This window comes from Microcoleus sp. PH2017_12_PCY_D_A (genome assembly GCF_020738565.1).
Taxonomy (GTDB): Bacteria; Cyanobacteriota; Cyanobacteriia; order Cyanobacteriales; family Microcoleaceae; genus Microcoleus.
This window is the reverse complement of sequence record NZ_JAEQCI010000046.1, coordinates 72,821-91,457: the sequence shown is the minus strand read 5'-3', so window position 1 is coordinate 91,457 and position 18,637 is coordinate 72,821. Positions and strand designations below refer to the sequence as shown.

Below are 18,637 nucleotides of genomic sequence, written 5' to 3'. Positions count from 1 at the left end.
AAAATCCAGCGCCGAACTCGAATTTGTCACCAGCGCCGACAATTACTCAAAATCCAGCGCCGAACTCGAATTTGTCACCAGCGCCGACAATTACTCAAATTCTCCCTGCTCCCGCACCAATCAATCTCGCACCGATACCGACACCGGAACTCGCTCCGGCGCTCTCCAGCAACGGGCTTCCCAGCACAAATCCTTTATTTTCTGCCAGCTTGCAACAGCAAAACCAGATATCTAGTTCATTGCAACAGCCTAATTCACGTCGCGAAACCTCGAATATTATTGACGTTTCCAGCTTGCCAGTTAACCCCAGCGCCATTATTTTTCCGGTAGAAAACAGATTTACCAGGGAGTTTGTCGATTACCTGAATTTGCCACAAACAAATAAACGCGCCACCCTGGAAGAGTCTCAAAAAATTCTTCGCAGCGTCGCACAAGCCACAGGTATCAAACCAGCTCTTGTATATATGAGCTTTGTACCCAATGGTTCTACATTCGATCGACCTTACAACAGTTCGTCGCTGTTGCGCGTAGAACAGCAAATTAAAAGCTCTGACGAACTCGAAGTAATGGTAATCGCCCCCGATAGCCCGCCCTTTCGCGTGCGTATCGCTGGAACCTCTCGCGCCGAGGTAATGGAAACTATTCGGAAATTTCGCAACGAACTGACTAATCCGGTAAAACGCAATACTAAAACTTATTTACCCTTGGCTCAGCAGCTTTACCAGTGGATGATAGCGCCGATCGAGGCAGAGTTACAAGCCAAAGGTATTCAGAATTTATCTTTTATTGCGGATATGGGGTTGCGATCGATACCGATGGCGGCGCTGCATGACGGGAAAGGCTTTCTGATAGAGCGTTACAGCGTCGGTTCAATGCCGAGTCTGAGTTTGACAGATACCAGCACCACTAAGTTGCCAAATACGCAAGTTCTGGCAATGGGGGCATCACAATTTCCCGATATGAGTCCTTTACCTGCGGTGGAAATAGAAGTATCGACAATTATCCCGCAGGAGTCGCCCGGTAAGTCTTTCTTGAACCAAGCTTTCACTCTGGCAAATTTGAAATCGCAGCGCCAGCAGTACCCTTTTGGGAGAATTCACTTGGCTACTCACGCCGAATTTCGATCGGGAAACCCCAGCGAATCCTTTATTCAGTTGTGGGATACTAAATTGCGTTTGAATCAGTTGCGGGACATGGGATGGGGCAGTCCGCAGGTTGATATGTTGGTTTTGAGTGCTTGCAGGACTGCTGTGGGCGATCGAGAGGCGGAGTTGGGTTTTGGCGGTTTAGCCGTGCAAGCAGGGGTTAAATCGGCTCTAGCGACTCTTTGGTATGTCAGCGACGAGGGCAGTTTGGGATTGATGGCGGACTTTTACGGCCAGTTGAGAAGTGCTCCGATGAAGGCTGAGGCCTTGCGGCAAGCGCAATTAGAGATGTTGCGCCAAGAGGTTCGCATTGAAGGGGGGATATTGCGGACTTCTGTGGGTAACGTGCAGCTACCTCCGTCCATGGCAAAGACGGGGACTCGGAATTTTTCTCATCCCTACTATTGGGCGGCTTTTAGAATGATTGGCAATCCTTGGTAATCAGATTTGTTTTATAGGTACGTAGTTGGGCCCCGGCCCTCATTATCTGCACGTCTAAAGAGCAATAATGATTGGCAATCAGAGACGAATGTTACATTAGCAGCTTGAACTGGCGGTGCTAACAGGATCAGCAGAGTGCCGATCGCAATTCCCGCAGCGGATGTTTTGGGCGATCGGGTGGTTTTGGCGATCGGTTTTGCGGATTCGGGAGTGCGATCGCTTGGTAATAGATCTACTTTGAAATGTTGAAATTTGTGACAAATCATAATAATTCCTCCATTCGACCTCTCCACAAATTGTTACAAAACAGTGGTTTGGTCTAAACTGAATGTTTAAATTAGGTCGATGTCCAATATACTTGACATCCTGAGAATCAACTAAGCTGTTCGACATTCAAACTGCACTATTTGTGCCTCAGACCCCATGCTGTAAAGGGTTCAAGCAATAAATTTAAATGACTAACAGCTTATGATTATTTAACAACACATAACATTCCGCATAATTTCGTAAGGTGAAGGTCGTTATGGTCAATCCCAAATCCCAAATACCAAATCCCAAATCGAAAGGACATCTTTAATCCCCAACCACCAAAAAAATTGTTATAGTAGACAACAAGCTTCTCTAGATAAACTCTTATGCCGTGTGCTGTTATCCTGACTGCTCTCTCAGTTGAATACCTTGCCGTTCGTGTCTATCTGTCCGATCTTCAGGAAGAGATTCATCCCCAGGGGACGATTTATGAGCGGGGGAAGTTCGCTCAGTCTCAAGGTGTGTGGGATGTGGGTATCGTCGAAATTGGAGCCGGCAATCCCGGTGCAGCAATGGAGGCAGAAAGAGCGATCGCTCATTTCAATCCTGATGTTATCCTCTTTCTCGGAGTAGCTGGGGGAATGAAAGAGAAAGATGTAGCCCTTGGTGATGTTGTCGCATCTACTAAAGTTTACGGGTACGAGTCAGGGAAAACAGAACAGACTTTCAAGCCTCGACCTGAAATTGGCTTGTCTGCTTATAGTCTAGAGCAACGAGCCAGAGCCGAAGCCAGAAGTGGTGACTGGCTGAAAAGACTATCCGTTTGTGAGCCGATCCCTCGCGTCTTTCTTGCGCCAATTGCAGCGGGTCAGAAGGTGATTGCTTCCACGAAATCGGAGGTTTTTCAATTTCTGCGATCGAACTATGGGGATGCAGTTGCTGTTGAAATGGAAGGATTTGGTTTCCTGGAGGCAGCGCGTGCCAATCAGCAGGTGTCTGCGATGGTTATTCGGGGAATTTCTGATTTGATTGATAATAAGACTGAGGTAGATAAGATAGGGTATCAAGAAATTGCTGCTCGTCACGCTAGTGCTTTTGCATTCGAGATTTTGGCAAAGTTTAAATCAGCACCTCCGCTTGTTCGTAAACAAGTTGTTCCAGAGACTTCCCCATCGAATTCTCGCAACTTCTTTGCATTTGATGATGCCTGGGTGGGGCGGTCAAAGCTGCTCAGGGATTTAAGCTATCGAATTCAGGAATCCTGTCGTCTACTCATGCTGGTAGGGATTACTGGCATTGGCAAAACCGCATTAGGTGAACGGCTTGCGGTAGAGTTGGCAGATTGGTTTGATAACGATTGGACTCGGTTTCATCAGGAAAACTTTGAGGATGAGCAGCAATCCTCAGATTTTGCCAGTGTTGCTGCACGCTGGCTGGAGAAGTGGGGTGAATCGATTACCACTGAAGACCGCAAAGACCCTCAGCGACTGCTGTATCGATTGGTTCGCCATCTCTGCGAGAATCGCTATCTGGTGCTGATGGATTCACTGGAGAACATTTTACAGGGCAACGGGGAACAGGGCTGGAATGACTTTCAAGATGAATGGTGGCTCAAGTTCTTTGATAGTTATTTGAAAGCACAACTCTGTCAAACCTGCATTATTCTGACTTCTCAAGACCTACCTCGACAAATTGAAGCCATCGGTACGAAATCTAGAAACTTCAAGTATTGCCAACTTTTAAAAGGTTTGGAGCAACCAGAACAGATGGCTTTGTTTGAAAAAACGCAACTAGATATAAACCCCACTTCGGCAGGAACACTCTACTTGGAACGAATTGGAACTGCCTATGAGGGACACCCTCTGGCACTGCGGGTGATTGCTGGAGAAATCAAGAATAAGCCGTTTGAAGGCAATGTTGTTGCGTACTGGAACAAATACGGAAATGAGGTTGAGGAAGTTGAAAAGGCGATCGCGGAATCTCTAGAAGGAAAGTCTAGTGGAGCCAAGGATAAGTGGCAACTCGATCAGTTTACGAAGACGCTGCGGAGAAAGGTGCGTTCGCGCTTTAACAAAGACTTTGCTCGTCTACGGAACGATGCAAAATGGGCGTACATTTTACTCTGTGAATCATCTGTCTACCGATGCCCTGTTCCAGAGGATTTTTGGTTGAGCCACCTAAAGGATTGGGATCGAAACGAAGAAGAGCAAAAAGCAGCGTTGGATACGTTACGAGAGCGATACCTTGTTGAGGAAATAGTTCAAAACAACCAGCACTTGTTAAGACAACATAATTTGATTCGCAGCGTATCTCTGGAACATCTGAGCCAAATGGATTATGAGATAAATGGAGTAGCCGATGAGTGAGATTACACCTCCCGGTCAGTATATTCTCGATCAACTCAACCTTGACTCATCTAGCTTGAAGTCGGTAAAACCAAGAGATAACCGTTCACAGTATCGAGCTGCTATTAACTGGCTTAGTAGTTATCAGCCACAACTAGATGAATCAAAACCACAACAAGTTCGATGTCTTCTAGAAGCCTTTCATCATCTTTGCGAAGTCAAAGATTTAGATAGGGTTGCTCAACTTTTTTCTATTCAAATATTTCCTTATGTCAATGAAGATCTATATAATCAACTATATATTTGGGGACAATATGATGAATTGTCTGGAATCACCATGAGATTAATGGAACTTTTAGAGCTAAGCTCAGAAACAGATAAACAAGTTTGCAATCTAAAAGTAATCTGCTTAAAAAATTTAGCATTAGTCGAGTTTGTTCGCGGTAATTGCAATGCTTCTATTGATTATTATACTCAGCAGTTAAAAACATCAATACAGATTGAAGATTTGCACGGAAAAGCTTCTGCCTTAATTGGTTTAGGGCATAACTCAAAAATTTTAGGACAGTACCCAGAAGCAAATACCTATTATCTTTCTGCTCAAGATATTGGATCAAAACTATCATATCCAAAATTGGTCATGTCTGCAAAATCAGGATTGGGAAGTATACAGATTCACATGGGACAGTATGAGCTAGCAATCCCGTATTTTCAGGAGCAGTTGAAAATAGCAAAAGAGATATCTGATAACTTAGGAAAAATACAAGCTCTTGCCGATCTTGGCAATGTTTATTCCCTGATAGGAGATCATGAAGCAGCAGTAGAAAGCCATTTAATCGCTCTTAAAATTACCCATTTAATTGAAAATCCAGAGGGTGAGGCTAAGATGCTTTTACATTTAGGATTTACTTTCTATATTCAACAGGAATATCGCGCAGCTATTTCTTTCTATAAGCAGTCTCTCACTATTTCTCGTTCAATCGGACTTTTGCTAGAGGAAGCAGAAGCTTTAGCACGTGTGGGAGTGTTGGAGAGAAAATTAGATGATTCACGAGGTACAAAAGAGTCATCTTTGGATAAGCTTCATCAAGCTTTATATCTATTTAAAAAAGTAGGTAGTCGTTCAGATGAGGCGCGAGTCTTAAAAGAAATGGCAGAGGTATACGACGAATCGAGAGACAAAAAGCTAGCCATTAAAGCTTGTAAAGAAGCTCTGGAGATTGCACGTGAACTAAAACTTCCTATACAAGAGGATTGTCTAAAACTAGCAATAAAAATTGATGTTGAAAAAAATGTTGAAAAACTATCTAAAACTAGAATGTTTAGAGAAATTGACTTAAAGGAATTCGATTGGCTCAAAGATGAAATTGATATTGTCCTTATTACTGCTACTAACATAGAGCTTAACGCGGTCTTGGATAATTTAAAGCCATATCCAACTAAAAAAAATATTTTCAAGATATTTGAGGGGCCCGAAACTTACTATTTAGGTAAATTTGCCGCGTTTAAAGCAGTTGTTACAAAATGTCGAATTGGATCAATCGGTGAAGGATCGGTTATTTTGGCGACTGAGCAAGCGCAACGTATATGGAAGCCGAGAGCTATTATTATGGTAGGCATTGCTTTTGGTAAAGATTCACAAAAGCAAAAGATAGGCGATGTGCTAGTTGCTTCACAAATTATTTCATACGAACCACAGCGTCTTGGTGAGCCTGTTCAAAACCGGGGTAGTATCCCACCCAGTAATACAACGCTGCTCAACCGATTCGAGAATGTTCATAATTGGGAGTTTTTTGGTATTGATGGATCTCCTTGCGATCTTCGAGTTGGACCTATTCTGTCAGGTGAAAAGCTGATTAATGATCGAGAATTCAAATCGGCTCTGTTCCAACAATTTCCACAAGCTGTAGGTGGTGAAATGGAGGGTTCTGGTCTATGTGCAGCATCAGGGCGAGTTGGCGTTCCGTGGATTTTAGTAAAGTCTATCTCTGATTGGGCAGATGGTCAAAAAAATGAGGAGTACCAACAATTAGCTGCTGCTGCTGCCGTTTCACTGGTTCATAAGGTACTTTTGCAGAGGACAGTTCTTAACTCCATTAGAAAAGTATCTCAATAAATTCAAATCAATTGCTACAGAATTAGGCATTCCCTTAGCTAAGGTTCTGACAGCCTGATCCAAGCGAGAGTTAACATGAAATTAGAACAAATCCGCCCTTCAGATGACGTAGCTCCTGGCTATGTGTCTGTCATCGAGTTCGGCACTCCCAAAGCACGGATCGTCAAAAAATGCAGATAGTAGAAGCCCTTCACCACGAAGCAATGAAACTGGTCGATCGAGCCATTCTCGCCCGTCAGCGCGGCGATATCGACCAAGTGACTGCACTCACCAGAGCGGTCTTTGCCAAAGAACGCGCCGCAGCGGATTTAGTCGCAAACGAATGGGATTTTGAGCCGACTCGTTCTGTACTGCATCGGAGCGCCGCTGTACTTGCAATTGAGTGTGCCCAACTCCGGGAAGCAGAACGGTTGATTGGACGTGCTCTGGCAGGCAATCCTCCCGCCGACATTGCTGATGAACTGCGCGACTTGCTGATAGAATAAATTTACTCCCAGCGCCAAGCGATCGGAGCTTAATCTGCTACATAAAATTTTTCTAAACCTATCCATAGTTAACTATAGAATTGATTTAACTTCCCCTCATTCAGGCATAATGTCTGGAAACCCGCATTTCCGATAACGAATGCCCACCATCCTTAGAAAAAATGGCTTCAGAGTCGTGATTTACTTTGACGACCATCTCCCAGCTCACGTTCATGTCATGAATGCCGACAGTGAAGTTAAAATCGATCTAGGCAGTTCAGCAAATCCCCCGCAAATTATTCAATTAAACGGTAAGCGAGGCGATGCTGTCAAAGCACTAGAACTGGTGACTGCTCATCAAAACGAGCTATTAGAAGCATGGAGACAAATTCATGGAGAAATTTGAATTCACAGAAGCAGCACTTAAAGAACAACTCGATCGCGCCGAAGCTGCCGCCATCCTTGCCAATACCACCGAACCCCGCGCCCGTTCAGCCTGCTACGATCGCACCTCCGGCAATATCGTCATTCACCTCAAAGATGGTTCCACCTTCATGTTCCCCCATCACCTGGGACAAGGACTAGCCAACGCCACCCCAGATGACCTCGCCGCCGTCGAAGTTACCCCATCCGGTATAGGCTTACATTGGGAAACCCTCGATGTCGATTTAACTGTCCCATCCCTCCTCCGAGGCATTTACGGCACTAAAACCTGGATGGAACAACTCCACCAGCAACAAATTGTTGCCTAGCCCGGTTTCCGTCAAAGCACGAATCATTGATCTTAACCGAACACAAAATGACTGAAGACCCCATCCTGAAAATCTGGCTGCTAGAATACGACAAACTCAAAGCCGAGCAAACCCAGCGGATTGGCTTCCGAGATAACCTCCTCTACGTTACCTTGGGTTTGTTCGGTACGATCGTGTCCTTTGCTGTTTCCAACTCCGCCAACTACTACGCTTTTCTACTCCTCCCCTGGGCTTCCTTGATTCTCGGCTGGACGTACCTAATAAACGATGAAAAGATAAGTGCGATCGGGCGATATATTCGGCTCACCTTAGTCGAAAAGGTCAAAGAAAAGACCGGACACGCAGATGTAGAATCTCTATTTGGCTGGGAAATTGCCCACCGGAGCGATCGTAGACGATCGCGCCGCAAGATCGAGCAACTGATTGTTGATGAAATTACCTTCGTCGTGTCAGGAATTATTGCCTTAATTTCCTTCTGGGTTTTAGTACCGGGCGCGGCTTTAGCAATCCATATTTTGGGTGGGGTTGAACTAATCCTGCTCCTGATCTTGGGTTGGGAAATTATCGTGTATGCCGACTTGGCAAAGGGGCGATAAATCGATATATTTGCGAGCGATCAAATTCCGAATTTGAGCCAAAAAAGCAGATATTTTAATTTAAAAATTGACCGATTTTTTCCACTTTTATTAAAACAAAAGGGACAGCTTTGTGGCTTAATTTTGGTTGAATATTGAAAATATTTGACGGTACTTGTTGTCAATATATTTCGGGTTTTTTCTTTGACAATATTAAGGACTGAATGGGAACTTATGTTCCAAAAATTGTTAAATATGACGCTTGTGGATTTCAGTCTGAAGTTGAAACTAACGATCCGAGACATTTCCCTCATTCCTGGACGCACTGGTGGCCAGAAACCGGGTTTTTTTATGAAAATTCTTCGCTGTAATCCACAAATTAAGTAAAAAACCCGGTTTCTTCGATCGTGGTGCGTCCAAGGCTGTCCCTACCTCAGTATCCTCGGTAACAGCGAATGTTTCGCTTACAATACAGTATGTAGCATCTCACCAAAAAGAGCGATCGAACTATGGGAATGACCCTGACCGAAAAAATCTTAGCCAAAGCATCAGGCCGCACTAAAGTCGAGCCTGGAGAAAATATTTGGGTAGAAACAGACGTGCTGATGACCCACGATGTCTGCGGGCCCGGCACCATCGGCGTTTTCAAACGCGAATTCGGCGAGAATGCTAAAGTCTGGAATCCCGACAGCATCGTCCTCATTCCCGACCACTACATTTTCACCAACGACGAACGCGCTAACCGCAACGTCGATATTCTCCGCGATTTTGCTGCAGAACAAGGGATAAAATACTTTTACGACATCACAGATCGATCGGACTTTAAAGCAAATCCCGACTATAAAGGAGTGTGCCACATCGCCCTAGCCCAAGAAGGCCACACGCGCCCGGGCGAAGTGCTCTTCGGGACAGATTCCCACACCTGCAATGCCGGCGCTTTCGGACAATTTGCGACTGGAATCGGCAATACGGACGCTGCTTTTATCATGGGAACCGGCAAACTGTTAATCAAAGTTCCTGCAACTATGCGGTTTGTACTCAACGGCGAACTGCCGGATTATTTGTTAGCAAAAGACCTGATTTTGCAAATTATTGGTGATATTAGCGTTGCTGGTGCTAACTACCGGACGATGGAATTTGCGGGCGATACAGTGGAACGTTTGACGATGGAAGAACGGATGACGCTGTGCAATATGGTGATTGAAGCTGGCGGCAAAAACGGCACTGTGGCTGCGGACAAAACCACGTTTGATTACGTTAATCCTCGCACTAATGTGCCGTTTGAGGCATTTTACACTGATGCGGATGCTACATTTTATAGCGATCGCACCTACGATGTCAGCAAACTAGAACCAGTCGTCGCCAAACCGCACTCCCCCGACAACCGCGACTTGGCGCGCAACTGCCGCGATGTCAAGATTGATCGAGTTTACATCGGTTCCTGCACCGGCGGCAAAACCTCCGACTTTTTGAGTGCCGCCCGCATTCTCAAAGGAAATCAAGTCAAAGTTCCGACATATTTAGTACCGGCAACTCAGAAAGTTTACGAAGATTTGTTTGTTACTAAATACGACGGTCAAACTCTGTCGGAAATCTTCTTAGCAGCAGGCTGCATCGAACCCGCAGCGCCTTCTTGTGCCGCTTGTTTGGGCGGCCCGAAAGACACTTTTGGACGGATGAACGAACCGGAAATTTGCGTGTCTACAACTAACCGCAATTTCCCGGGCCGGATGGGGAACAAAGAAGCGCAAGTTTATCTCGCTTCGCCTTACACGGCGGCTGCTTCCGCGCTGACGGGACACGTCACCGATCCGCGCGAATTCCTGCGTTAGAAAGTAGCTGATTTAGGGTGTGCACCGCGCACCGGTCTGAGATGAGTGTAGGGTGTGCACCGCGCACCGGTCTGAGATGAGTGTAGGGTGTGCACCGCGCACCGGTCTGAGATACCGCGCACCGGTCTGAGATGAGTGTAGGGTGTGCACCGCGCACCGGTCTGAAGGTGCGCAATGCGCACCCTACGAGATGAGTCTAAGCGCACCGCGCATCGATCTGAGGTGCGCATTGCGCACCCTACAAGATGAGTGTAAGATAAATGTAAGATGCCCTATCAAAAAGTAGGAGGACGATATCAATGCCAAACTATCGCCGATTTTACCTTCCTGGTGGAACTTTCTTTTTAACGCTTGTTACCTACAATCGCACACCGCTATTTTCACAGCCAGAAAATGTGTCGCGACTTCGCAACGCTGTAGCAGCGATTAAATCAGAACAACCTTTTGAAATTCTTGGGGCAGTTGTATTGCCAGATCACATCCATTTTTTGTGGAAATTGCCTCCTAATGATACTGCATACTCCAAGCGTCTTGGACGGATAAAAAAAATATTTACACAGTCTTTGCGCGGCCAAGGAAATTTACCTCAAAATGTTTCTGTTTCGCGTCGCAAACGTCGAGAAAGTGATGTTTGGAATCGACGCTTTTGGGAACACACTATTTGCGACGAAGATGATTTTGAAAAACATTTAAACTATATTCACTACAATCCTGTCAAGCATAATTTAATTTCTTGTCCGCATTTGTGGTCTTATTCCAGCTTTAACTTATGGGTTAAAAGAGATGTTTATTCAGTGAATTGGTGCTGTAGTTGTGATGACAGAAAGCCGAAAATACCAAATTTTGATGCCATTGCTTATAGGTGTGGTGAATAAATCAACAGGACTTACATAAAAAGTGGTTTGACCCGCTACTTATAAGCCTGCCAGTGTTCATCCCGCACCCTACGAAATGTTACTGTGCAAGATAACTGCCGATTGGCGAGACTTTCGCCCCTTCACAGGCCCGATGTACCAGCCGATTGGGGCGGATGTTTTAGCTGGAAGTGCGATCGGCTTGCACAGCAACAATCAGTAAAATCGCGATCGCAAATTTAGGCAAGAAACCAAGTAAATTATTCTGAATCGAATAATTACTAACTCGCAGGATTTATAGAACCCATTTGACCTCTTTAAATTTTTGGATTGGGTGACAATAAATATAGAAAGAAATCCGGTTTCTGAGATTTACGCAAAATATATCTCAAATGGTTTTACATAACAATATAGCTAAATATTTACCAGAAAGTGGAACAATTTATACAAAAATTAGCTAAATATTTACCAGAAAGTGGAACAATTTATACAAAAAATTAGCTAGGTATTGACAAGTTTTTCATAAAGTAGTAAAGTTAGCCAGATTTGTTGATTCCAAATTGTGCAATTTCAGTTAACCCAATACAGGTTCTAAGAACTAGAGCTACATATCATCAAAGGTTATCATGAGTGTTGCATCACTGGCGGAAAAAACGTAGATCCAATTGTGAAGGTTTCAGATTTAGTCAGGGTACATAATTGACCTATCTAAAACTTTAGAGAGTGTGAACATGAACAAAAAGATAAAGATTGGAGTTGCTGAAGCTTTTGGCACTTTTGTGCTGGTATTAGGTGGATGCGGCAGTGCCGTTTTAGCAGGAGACAAAATCGGCTTTTTGGGAGTCTCGATCGCTTTTGGGTTGTCCCTCTTAGTCATGGCTTATACAATCGGGCCTATCTCTGGATGCCACATCAATCCAGCGGTAAGCATCGGTTTGGTAGTTGCTAAACTGATCGATGCTGTTTTGCTTCCTTATTATATAGGAGGTCAGATTTTAGGCGGAATTTTAGGCGGTCTTGTTTTGTATCTGATAGCATCCGGAAAACCGGGTTTTGATGCGGCCGCTTCGGGATTTGCGTCTAACGGTTTTGGAGAACATTCTCCCACGGGTTACGGACTTTTGGCAGCAGCTTTGACGGAAATTGTACTGACGGCTTTTCTATTATTTACCATCATGGGTACTACCCATCCCAAATATCCTGTCGGTTTGGGCGGAATTCCCATCGGCTTGATGCTGGTGTTGATTCACTTAGTCGGAATTCCCATCACCAATACTTCTGTTAACCCGGCTAGAAGTATCGGTGTGGCACTCTTTCAAGGAACATGGGCAATCCAACAGTTGTGGGCGTTTATTGTATTCCCGGTGATTGGTGGAATAATCGGCGTTTTGGCTTATAATTTCATTAGACCCACTATGGAAGAAATTTGATCGAGAATTAGAAATAGACTGGGTTTCTTGAAGTTTTTCTGATGCAATATTTATCAGAAAACTTGAGAAACTCGGTTTTTCGATCGCACAACGCGATCGAATCCCAAGTATTCGGTAAAGGGGCGCGATGATTGTTATGGTGATGGGAGTCTCCGGTTCGGGCAAAACTACTGTTGGCAAGTTGCTAGCGCAATCTCTCCATTGGGAATTCAGCGATGCCGACGAATTTCACCCGCCAGCTAATATCGAGAAAATGAGTCGGGGCATTCCTTTAGAAGATGGCGATCGCCTGCCTTGGCTGCTGCACTTGCAACCTACAATAGACAGGTGGCTGTTGGAAAATAAAAATGTCGTGTTGGCTTGTTCTGCCCTAAAAGCATCTTACCGCGAAATGCTGTGCCGAGACAAGCAGCGGATGAAAATAGTTTATCTCAAAGGTGATTTTGAGCTATTTGCAGCCCGATTAAAAAATAGAGAAAATCACTACATGAAAGCAGACTTGCTGTCAAGTCAATTCGCTACTCTCGAAGAACCGGAAGATGCAATAATCGTCGATGCTTCGCAGCCCCTAGAGGTAATGGTGCTCCAAATTAAAAATCATCTGATGTGCGGTTAATCCCAAAATAAAACAGGTTCGTAGTGAGGACTTTAGTCCGCAGAAAGAAGGACTAAAGTCCTCACTACGAACCTATTGATGTTATGCAGGTTCGTAGTGAGGACTTTAGTCCGCAGAAAGAAGGACTAAAGTCCTCACTACGAACCTATTGATGTTATGCGTGCTAATTTTTGTACAAATACAAGAAAGCTTCTACTTCAGCCGCAGTTGGTTGTGCTGCAATTGCTCCAGGTTTCATCGCTGTCATCGCACCCACCGCGCTCGCATAGGTTACAATGTTTTGGGCGATTTCGGGATCTGCTAAATTCTTAATTCCATACTTGCACAACTGCCGCACAAAACCAGCGACAAACCCGTCGCCGGCACCTGTTGTATCCTCAACCTCTACTGCAAAGGCGGGGATTTTTCCTTCATTTTCCGACATACAATAGGAGCAACCTTTATCGCCCGCCGTCACCAAAACGCCTTCTACAGAATCGAGGCGGTAGGTAATAGCTCCAGCGTCGCTAGTTCCAAACAACCATTCGGCTTCTTCGTCAGATAACTTGAGAAAATCTACTTTTTTTAAGAGTTTTATGATGGGCGCTTTTGCTTCGTCTGGATTTGGCCAAAACACGGGACGCCAATTGATGTCAACTATAATTTTAACGTCGTAACGTTCTGCTAGTTCGATCGCTCGTGCGATCGCCTCTCGACTTTCAGGATAAGCTAATTCTAAAGTGCCGAGCACTAAAAACTCCGCATTCTCAAACAGCGCCTCGGGTATTTGGGCAGCCTGGAAGCGGGTGTCGGCAAAATCCGCAGTATCCATTTTACCAAAACCGGCAAAAGCTCGATCGCCCGCTTCATTCCGCAAGACATAAACTTGTCGAGTCGGCGCACTCGGATGGCGCTGCACTCCAGCGATATCAACCCCTGCTTCTTGCAATACCTGCACCAGAGAATCCCCCAATTCATCCCCACCTACAGCACCGATAAATCCCACCGCCGTCCCCAATTTAGCTAAAGCACAGGCAACATTAGCAGGAGCACCGCCAGCATATGCCGTCCAAGATTCTACCTCTTCTAGAGATACTCCTGGTTTGTCTGCTAAACAATCAAATAAAATTTCACCCAGACACAGAACGCGAGGATAAGTCATATTGATTTTAGATTTTAGATTTTAGATCTAAGAGCAGTAGTAGATAAGTTAATAATTATTTTTAACCCATCCTAGAAAAATTGCCAGCTATTTTTTAAGGGCTGCTCCTATAATATCAGACTTACTCCTACTGACACTTACACCATCAACGTAGAAGAGCACTGCGGGCGCATCATTAGCAGTTTTAGGTGCAAACATCTGCGGTTTTTTTTGCCAGATGTCAGATTCACCCAGGTACAGCCAGCATCCGCCACCCCACACACCAGCAGTGCAGGTACTTGCGGTGTTGGTGCTGAGTTTGCAAGCAGCGATTCTGCTTGCGGTGTTGGCGCTCCCGTACCCGGGCCAATTTAATTTTCTCTTCATACTAGATCCCTCATCCTCTAGAATTGTATATAGGTAAATATGCAGACATAGGAAAAATTTATGAGCGGGAGCGTCTCTGGCACCCCTGTCACCCTGTCGGACAGAGAATTGCAAGTGGTAGAGTTAGTAGCGGCGGGATTGACCAATGAGAAAATTGCTGAAAAGTTAGAGATTAGCAAGCGTACTGTTGACAACCACATTAGCAATATCTTGAACAAGACGCGGGCTGACAATCGAGTTACGCTGGTGCGCTGGGCTTTGCAGTGGGGGAAGGTATGTTTGGACAATATTAACTGTTGCCCTCTACCGGGGCCGATCGATAAAGAAGTATCTTAAATAGGGGTTATGGTTGGGGACAGGCAAAGAAATGATGCAAACGGCACAAGAAAAACAACTCCGCTATCAAATTCAATGCCCTGGATTGCCGCTGGCGGTGTATCGGGAAGTGACAGCCCATTTGCGTCAAGTTGAAGGGGTGGAAACTGGTTTAATTCCGCAGCAGTCGCAACGGTTTGATTACAGCGACAGCCAAGTTGGGGGTTTGTGGATACAGTATCCTGATGGGTTCGATTTGGCCTGCCGCCAGCGGGTCGATCGCATTTTGGCTTATTATGGCGATCGCTACGGAGCTTGGGAATCATTAGTTATTGGTTAATCCTTCGATGATTCGGCGATTGAAATCGCTGAGTTTACGGGCACACAGACGAAGTCCACTCCAAGCGGACTAAGAAATAAAGACTGACTAAAAAAATGAGTGCAATTACAACTTTAACGGGAACGCGGGATATTTTGCCCGCTGAAATTCAATATTGGCAAAATATCGAAGAAATCGCCAGAAGTATCTTAAAAAAAGCGGCTTATCGAGAAATTAGGACGCCAATTTTTGAACAAACATCTTTATTTGAACGCGGCATCGGCGAAGCTACCGATGTTGTCGGCAAAGAAATGTACACTTTTAAAGATAAGGGCGATCGATCGATTACTCTGCGCCCAGAAGGCACAGCCGGAGTAGTGCGAGCTTTTATTCAAAATAGTTTAGAAGCTCAAGGTGGATTGCAGCGTCTTTGGTACGCGGGGCCGATGTTTCGCTACGAACGTCCTCAGCAGGGACGGATGCGCCAATTTCACCAAATCGGCGTAGAAGTTTTGGGAACTGCCGATCCGCGGGCAGATGTGGAGGTAATTGCGATCGCCTGCGATATCCTGCAAGCGATCGGCTTAAAAAATTTGCGCCTCGATATCAATTCTGTCGGAAATAAGCAAGACAGACAAAATTATCGGCAAGCATTGATTGATTATTTTACACCGTACAAATCCGAATTAGACGCGGATTCCCAAGACCGATTGACTCGCAATCCGCTGCGGATTTTGGACAGCAAAAATCAGCGCACTCAAGAGATTGTTGCTGGTGCGCCGAGTATTTTGGAATATTTGGGCGACGAATCGCGATCGCACTTCGAGGAAGTGCAGCAAATGCTCGCAAATTTAGGAATTACCTATCAGTTAAATCCCCGATTGGTGCGCGGTTTAGATTACTATACCTACACCGCATTTGAAATTATCTCCGACGATTTGGGAGCGCAAGCAACAGTTTGCGGAGGCGGCCGCTACGACGGTTTAGTCAAGGAATTGGGCGGCCCCGATACGGCGGCAGTCGGCTGGGCGATGGGTGTTGAACGGTTGATTATCCTGTTGCAAAAGTTGCAACCTTTGCCCGTTCCGGAGTTGGATTTCTATTTGGTATCCAGGGGCAAAAAAGCCGAACAGCAATCAATATTGTTAGCTCAAAAATTGCGGAGTGCGGGCTTTAGTGTCGAGATAGATTTGAGCGGCAGTGCTTTTGGGAAACAGTTTAAAAGAGCTGACAGAAGCGGTGCAGTTGCGTGTTTGGTTTTGGGGGATGCGGAAGCTGAAAATGAGACGGTACAATTGAAGTGGTTGGCGAGTGGCGAACAAAGTGCGATCGCGCAATCTGAACTGCTAGCCATGACAGATGAACTACAGCAGAGGATAATGGCTGCATATTAAGTCCGGCAGGGAATGAATTCCCTGCCTCAAAGCTAAAGTCCTCTGAAGAGGACTAATTATTTTAACAGTCTTCTTCTCAGTCCTCTTAAGAGGACTTTAGCTATTAGCCAGGGGTTGAAACCCCTGGCGGATCGATAAAACTACTAACTCTGATAAACTATGTTTGTAGCAACTAAAAACTCAGCCACAAAGCTCACAATCACCTGGCCGCTACTACCAGAAGATTTCCAACTACCAGATGACCCCGTGGAAGATGAAAGCCAACCATTGTTAGCCGCAGCTTTACGCCAGCCCCTAACAGAATTTCCCGAATTAATCCAGGATGCTTTAATAGTTTCCAACTTTGCCCTTTGTGCCGGCATAAGTTTCCCAGAAGCAGCCACCGACGAACAGCGAACTATTTGCAAAGCACCTGATTGGATGTACGTGAAACCCGTTAATTCCCCAAATGTCTCGCAAATCCGCCGCAGTTACACGCCACACACAGAAGGGATAATTCCTCAAATCGTCATGGAATTTCTCTCGGAAACCTACGGAGAAGAATACTCTGTAGAATTTACCTCACGGGTGGGAAAGTGGTTTTTTTACGAACAAGTAATCAAAGTCCCTAGATACGTCATATTCCGAGCAAAAACAGCTCGTTTAGAAGTTTATGCTTTGGAATCAGAGCACTACAACTTGCAAAAAACGGATGAAAACGGGCGTTATTGGATACCTGGATTGGACTTGTTTTTAGGAGTTTGGGAAGGAACCCACGAAGGCAGAACAGGCTGTTGGCTGAGGTGGTGGAATGCGGGCGGTGAGTTATTGTTATGGTCGGAGGAGCGGGCTGAGCAAGAACGACAACGGGCTGAAGAAGAACGGCTCCGCGCCCAAAGACTAGCAGAAAAATTGCGTCAAGCTGGAATCACCTTAGATGACGAAGAGTGAAAATTTAAAGGCGATCGACTCTTAGTACGGTTTGCACAGCATACCTGACGACTATTTGGTATAATCACACCAAGAGTGTTGCGGGCATTCAGCCGGCTATTGTCCCATTGCGAACTAATATGTCACTCGAACGCCTCAAAGACGTAACCTGGAAAACCAAACCGCAACTGATATCATTGTTTTCCGGTTGCGGGGGTATGGATTTGCCATTTCACAAAGCTGGGTTTGATGTCGTTTGGGCGATCGACTCCAATCCATACGCCTGCAAAACTTTCAGCAGAAACATTGCCCCTGTCATTATCAACGACAGCATAGAAAACATAGACATTGCACAAGTTCCCGAAGCTGAAATATGTATAGGAGGCTTCCCCTGTCAAGATTTCTCCCTAATTTGGAAGCGCCCCGGACTTGAAGGAACTAGAGGCAATTTATATACATACTTCCTCGATTTTGTCAACAAGAAAAAGCCCAAAGCTTTTGTAGCAGAAAATGTCAAAGGTTTATTAAGCGCCAATAATTATCAAGCAATCAAACAAATAATTTCCGACTTTGAAACTATTGCACCAGGTTATTTAGTCAAACCAAAACTTTACAACTTTGCCGATTACGGAGTTCCACAATTTCGGCAAAGAGTATTATTAGTTGGTATTCGGATGGATACAGGATTTGATTTCGTGCATCCTCAAGCAGAATACGGCCCTAATCGCCAAAATCATTATCGCACAGCGGGCGAAGCACTCCAAGATGTCGAGCAAGTTGTGGAAAATAACCAAAATCATCAAATTCGCGATCGCACGGTTGAAATTTTGAATCGAATCAAAGCGGGAGGAAATTTTTCAGATATTCCCAAAGACAGTCCCTACTATGTAAAAGGCATGATCAGCCACGTTTATCGGCGAATTCATCCCGATAAACCATCATCTACAATCATTGCTGGCGGCGGCGGCGGCACCTGGGGTTATCATTATCCAGAACCGCGTGCACTGACAAATCGGGAGAGGGCGAGGCTGCAAACTTTTCCCGATAATTTTGTATTTGAAGGTTCAGTTACCGAAGTGCGCCGACAGATTGGGAATGCTGTACCGCCCGAGGGAATCGCTGCTGTTGTTCAGTCTCTAATCCCGCTATTTCAAGGCAATTATCCGCAAGTGGATTTATATAAAATGAGTGAAAAATTGCAGGGTATGTCAATTCAAGAGCGATTAAAACACGCAGAATTAGAGGTTTCTGAGCAAAGTTTGGAGTTGCTATGAATTGTTTGTTAATTGGGAGCATCTCAGTTTTGCATTTAGAGTATTGTACGCGAACTCGGGCGCGATCGCACTCAAAGAAAAAATGCTTTTTTTAATCTCA

20 protein-coding genes are annotated in these 18,637 nt (G+C 45.1%); 17 read left to right on the top strand and 3 right to left on the bottom strand.

Annotated features, from left to right (window positions below; all coding sequences use genetic code 11):
* Positions 1-1,586: CHAT domain-containing protein (locus tag JGK39_RS15045; protein WP_293251162.1), on the top strand; the 1,586-nt coding region annotated here is incomplete at its 5' end.
* 11 nt (positions 1,587-1,597) lie between these two features.
* Here JGK39_RS15045 and JGK39_RS15040 read toward each other — a convergent pair.
* Positions 1,598-1,852 carry a hypothetical protein gene (locus JGK39_RS15040; RefSeq protein ID WP_293296701.1) on the bottom strand — a complete coding sequence of 85 codons (255 nt, stop codon included), beginning with the start codon at positions 1,850-1,852 and terminating at the stop codon, positions 1,598-1,600.
* Between the two features lie 369 nt (positions 1,853-2,221).
* On the opposite strand from JGK39_RS15040, the gene JGK39_RS15035 reads away from it, so the two are divergent.
* The 11 genes from JGK39_RS15035 to JGK39_RS14985 all read left to right on the top strand — a co-directional run bounded on the left by JGK39_RS15035 (position 2,222) and on the right by JGK39_RS14985 (position 12,819).
* Positions 2,222-4,201 (top strand): 5'-methylthioadenosine/S-adenosylhomocysteine nucleosidase, encoded by a 1,980-nt coding sequence (locus JGK39_RS15035; protein ID WP_293296699.1) that lies wholly within the window; start codon positions 2,222-2,224, stop codon positions 4,199-4,201.
* The gene (locus JGK39_RS15030; RefSeq protein WP_293296697.1) at positions 4,194-6,296 is read left to right on the top strand and encodes a tetratricopeptide repeat protein; all 2,103 of its coding nucleotides are present in this window, start codon (positions 4,194-4,196) and stop codon (positions 6,294-6,296) included. The genes JGK39_RS15035 and JGK39_RS15030 overlap by 8 nt, the downstream gene beginning before the upstream one ends.
* Positions 6,297-6,466: 170 nt before the next feature.
* A complete protein-coding gene (locus tag JGK39_RS15025; protein ID WP_293296695.1) occupies positions 6,467-6,781 on the top strand; it encodes a hypothetical protein in 315 nt (104 codons plus the stop codon).
* Between the two features lie 139 nt (positions 6,782-6,920).
* On the top strand, positions 6,921-7,166 hold the full coding sequence (locus JGK39_RS15020; RefSeq protein ID WP_293296694.1) for a DUF4160 domain-containing protein: 246 nt from the start codon (positions 6,921-6,923) through the stop codon (positions 7,164-7,166).
* The gene (locus tag JGK39_RS15015) at positions 7,153-7,512 is read left to right on the top strand and encodes a DUF2442 domain-containing protein (RefSeq protein WP_293296692.1); all 360 of its coding nucleotides are present in this window, start codon (positions 7,153-7,155) and stop codon (positions 7,510-7,512) included. Before JGK39_RS15020 ends, JGK39_RS15015 begins: the two co-directional genes overlap by 14 nt.
* Positions 7,513-7,559: 47 nt before the next feature.
* Positions 7,560-8,108 carry a hypothetical protein gene (locus tag JGK39_RS15010; RefSeq protein WP_293296690.1) on the top strand — a complete coding sequence of 183 codons (549 nt, stop codon included), beginning with the start codon at positions 7,560-7,562 and terminating at the stop codon, positions 8,106-8,108.
* Between the two features lie 488 nt (positions 8,109-8,596).
* The gene (locus tag JGK39_RS15005; RefSeq protein ID WP_293302582.1) at positions 8,597-9,919 is read left to right on the top strand and encodes a 3-isopropylmalate dehydratase large subunit; all 1,323 of its coding nucleotides are present in this window, start codon (positions 8,597-8,599) and stop codon (positions 9,917-9,919) included.
* A gap of 299 nt (positions 9,920-10,218) precedes the next feature.
* Positions 10,219-10,794 carry a transposase gene (locus JGK39_RS15000; RefSeq protein WP_293296686.1) on the top strand — a complete coding sequence of 192 codons (576 nt, stop codon included), beginning with the start codon at positions 10,219-10,221 and terminating at the stop codon, positions 10,792-10,794.
* A gap of 76 nt (positions 10,795-10,870) precedes the next feature.
* The gene (locus JGK39_RS14995; RefSeq protein WP_293251144.1) at positions 10,871-10,996 is read left to right on the top strand and encodes a hypothetical protein; all 126 of its coding nucleotides are present in this window, start codon (positions 10,871-10,873) and stop codon (positions 10,994-10,996) included.
* A gap of 508 nt (positions 10,997-11,504) precedes the next feature.
* Positions 11,505-12,203 (top strand): aquaporin Z, encoded by a 699-nt coding sequence (gene aqpZ, locus JGK39_RS14990; RefSeq protein WP_293251142.1) that lies wholly within the window; start codon positions 11,505-11,507, stop codon positions 12,201-12,203.
* A 127-nt stretch (positions 12,204-12,330) separates the two neighbouring features.
* Positions 12,331-12,819: a gluconokinase gene (locus tag JGK39_RS14985; protein WP_293251140.1), complete on the top strand. Its 489-nt coding sequence runs from the start codon at positions 12,331-12,333 to the stop codon at positions 12,817-12,819.
* Positions 12,820-12,982: 163 nt separating this feature from the next.
* Here the strand turns inward: JGK39_RS14985 and JGK39_RS14980 are convergent, their stop codons facing one another.
* Both JGK39_RS14980 and JGK39_RS14975 read right to left on the bottom strand, forming a co-directional pair.
* Positions 12,983-13,960, bottom strand: coding sequence for a carbohydrate kinase (locus JGK39_RS14980; RefSeq protein WP_293251138.1), 978 nt, complete (start codon positions 13,958-13,960; stop codon positions 12,983-12,985).
* Positions 13,961-14,047: 87 nt separating this feature from the next.
* Positions 14,048-14,326, bottom strand: a complete 279-nt coding sequence (locus tag JGK39_RS14975) for a hypothetical protein (protein WP_293251136.1) — start codon at positions 14,324-14,326, stop codon at positions 14,048-14,050.
* Between the two features lie 60 nt (positions 14,327-14,386).
* Between JGK39_RS14975 and JGK39_RS14970 the strand changes: the two genes are divergently transcribed.
* The 5 genes from JGK39_RS14970 to JGK39_RS14950 all read left to right on the top strand — a co-directional run bounded on the left by JGK39_RS14970 (position 14,387) and on the right by JGK39_RS14950 (position 18,537).
* A complete protein-coding gene (locus tag JGK39_RS14970) occupies positions 14,387-14,662 on the top strand; it encodes a helix-turn-helix transcriptional regulator (RefSeq protein ID WP_293251134.1) in 276 nt (91 codons plus the stop codon).
* Positions 14,663-14,696: 34 nt separating this feature from the next.
* Complete coding sequence (locus JGK39_RS14965; RefSeq protein ID WP_293251174.1) at positions 14,697-14,981, top strand: hypothetical protein; 285 nt, start codon at positions 14,697-14,699, stop codon at positions 14,979-14,981.
* Positions 14,982-15,076: 95 nt separating this feature from the next.
* Positions 15,077-16,354, top strand: a complete 1,278-nt coding sequence (gene hisS / locus JGK39_RS14960; RefSeq protein ID WP_293251132.1) for a histidine--tRNA ligase — start codon at positions 15,077-15,079, stop codon at positions 16,352-16,354.
* A 159-nt stretch (positions 16,355-16,513) separates the two neighbouring features.
* On the top strand, positions 16,514-17,284 hold the full coding sequence (locus tag JGK39_RS14955) for a Uma2 family endonuclease (RefSeq protein WP_293251130.1): 771 nt from the start codon (positions 16,514-16,516) through the stop codon (positions 17,282-17,284).
* 119 nt (positions 17,285-17,403) lie between these two features.
* Entirely contained in the window at positions 17,404-18,537 is a 1,134-nt protein-coding gene (locus tag JGK39_RS14950; protein ID WP_293251128.1) for a DNA cytosine methyltransferase, read from the top strand.
* The last annotated feature ends 100 nt before the right edge of the window (positions 18,538-18,637 follow it).

What these genes read in the sequence shown, in the direction of transcription:
- JGK39_RS15040 (WP_293296701.1), bottom strand. Translation starts at nt 1,852, where the DNA reads ATGATTTGTCACAAATTTCAACATTTCAAAGTAGATCTATTACCAAGC.
- JGK39_RS15035 (WP_293296699.1), top strand. Translation starts at nt 2,222, where the DNA reads ATGCCGTGTGCTGTTATCCTGACTGCTCTCTCAGTTGAATACCTTGCC.
- JGK39_RS15030 (WP_293296697.1), top strand. Translation starts at nt 4,194, where the DNA reads ATGAGTGAGATTACACCTCCCGGTCAGTATATTCTCGATCAACTCAAC.
- JGK39_RS15025 (WP_293296695.1), top strand. Translation starts at nt 6,467, where the DNA reads ATGCAGATAGTAGAAGCCCTTCACCACGAAGCAATGAAACTGGTCGAT.
- JGK39_RS15020 (WP_293296694.1), top strand. Translation starts at nt 6,921, where the DNA reads ATGCCCACCATCCTTAGAAAAAATGGCTTCAGAGTCGTGATTTACTTT.
- JGK39_RS15015 (WP_293296692.1), top strand. Translation starts at nt 7,153, where the DNA reads ATGGAGAAATTTGAATTCACAGAAGCAGCACTTAAAGAACAACTCGAT.
- JGK39_RS15010 (WP_293296690.1), top strand. Translation starts at nt 7,560, where the DNA reads ATGACTGAAGACCCCATCCTGAAAATCTGGCTGCTAGAATACGACAAA.
- JGK39_RS15005 (WP_293302582.1), top strand. Translation starts at nt 8,597, where the DNA reads ATGGGAATGACCCTGACCGAAAAAATCTTAGCCAAAGCATCAGGCCGC.
- JGK39_RS15000 (WP_293296686.1), top strand. Translation starts at nt 10,219, where the DNA reads ATGCCAAACTATCGCCGATTTTACCTTCCTGGTGGAACTTTCTTTTTA.
- JGK39_RS14995 (WP_293251144.1), top strand. Translation starts at nt 10,871, where the DNA reads ATGTTACTGTGCAAGATAACTGCCGATTGGCGAGACTTTCGCCCCTTC.
- aqpZ (WP_293251142.1), top strand. Translation starts at nt 11,505, where the DNA reads ATGAACAAAAAGATAAAGATTGGAGTTGCTGAAGCTTTTGGCACTTTT.
- JGK39_RS14985 (WP_293251140.1), top strand. Translation starts at nt 12,331, where the DNA reads ATGATTGTTATGGTGATGGGAGTCTCCGGTTCGGGCAAAACTACTGTT.
- JGK39_RS14980 (WP_293251138.1), bottom strand. Translation starts at nt 13,960, where the DNA reads ATGACTTATCCTCGCGTTCTGTGTCTGGGTGAAATTTTATTTGATTGT.
- JGK39_RS14975 (WP_293251136.1), bottom strand. Translation starts at nt 14,326, where the DNA reads ATGAAGAGAAAATTAAATTGGCCCGGGTACGGGAGCGCCAACACCGCA.
- JGK39_RS14970 (WP_293251134.1), top strand. Translation starts at nt 14,387, where the DNA reads ATGAGCGGGAGCGTCTCTGGCACCCCTGTCACCCTGTCGGACAGAGAA.
- JGK39_RS14965 (WP_293251174.1), top strand. Translation starts at nt 14,697, where the DNA reads ATGCAAACGGCACAAGAAAAACAACTCCGCTATCAAATTCAATGCCCT.
- hisS (WP_293251132.1), top strand. Translation starts at nt 15,077, where the DNA reads ATGAGTGCAATTACAACTTTAACGGGAACGCGGGATATTTTGCCCGCT.
- JGK39_RS14955 (WP_293251130.1), top strand. Translation starts at nt 16,514, where the DNA reads ATGTTTGTAGCAACTAAAAACTCAGCCACAAAGCTCACAATCACCTGG.
- JGK39_RS14950 (WP_293251128.1), top strand. Translation starts at nt 17,404, where the DNA reads ATGTCACTCGAACGCCTCAAAGACGTAACCTGGAAAACCAAACCGCAA.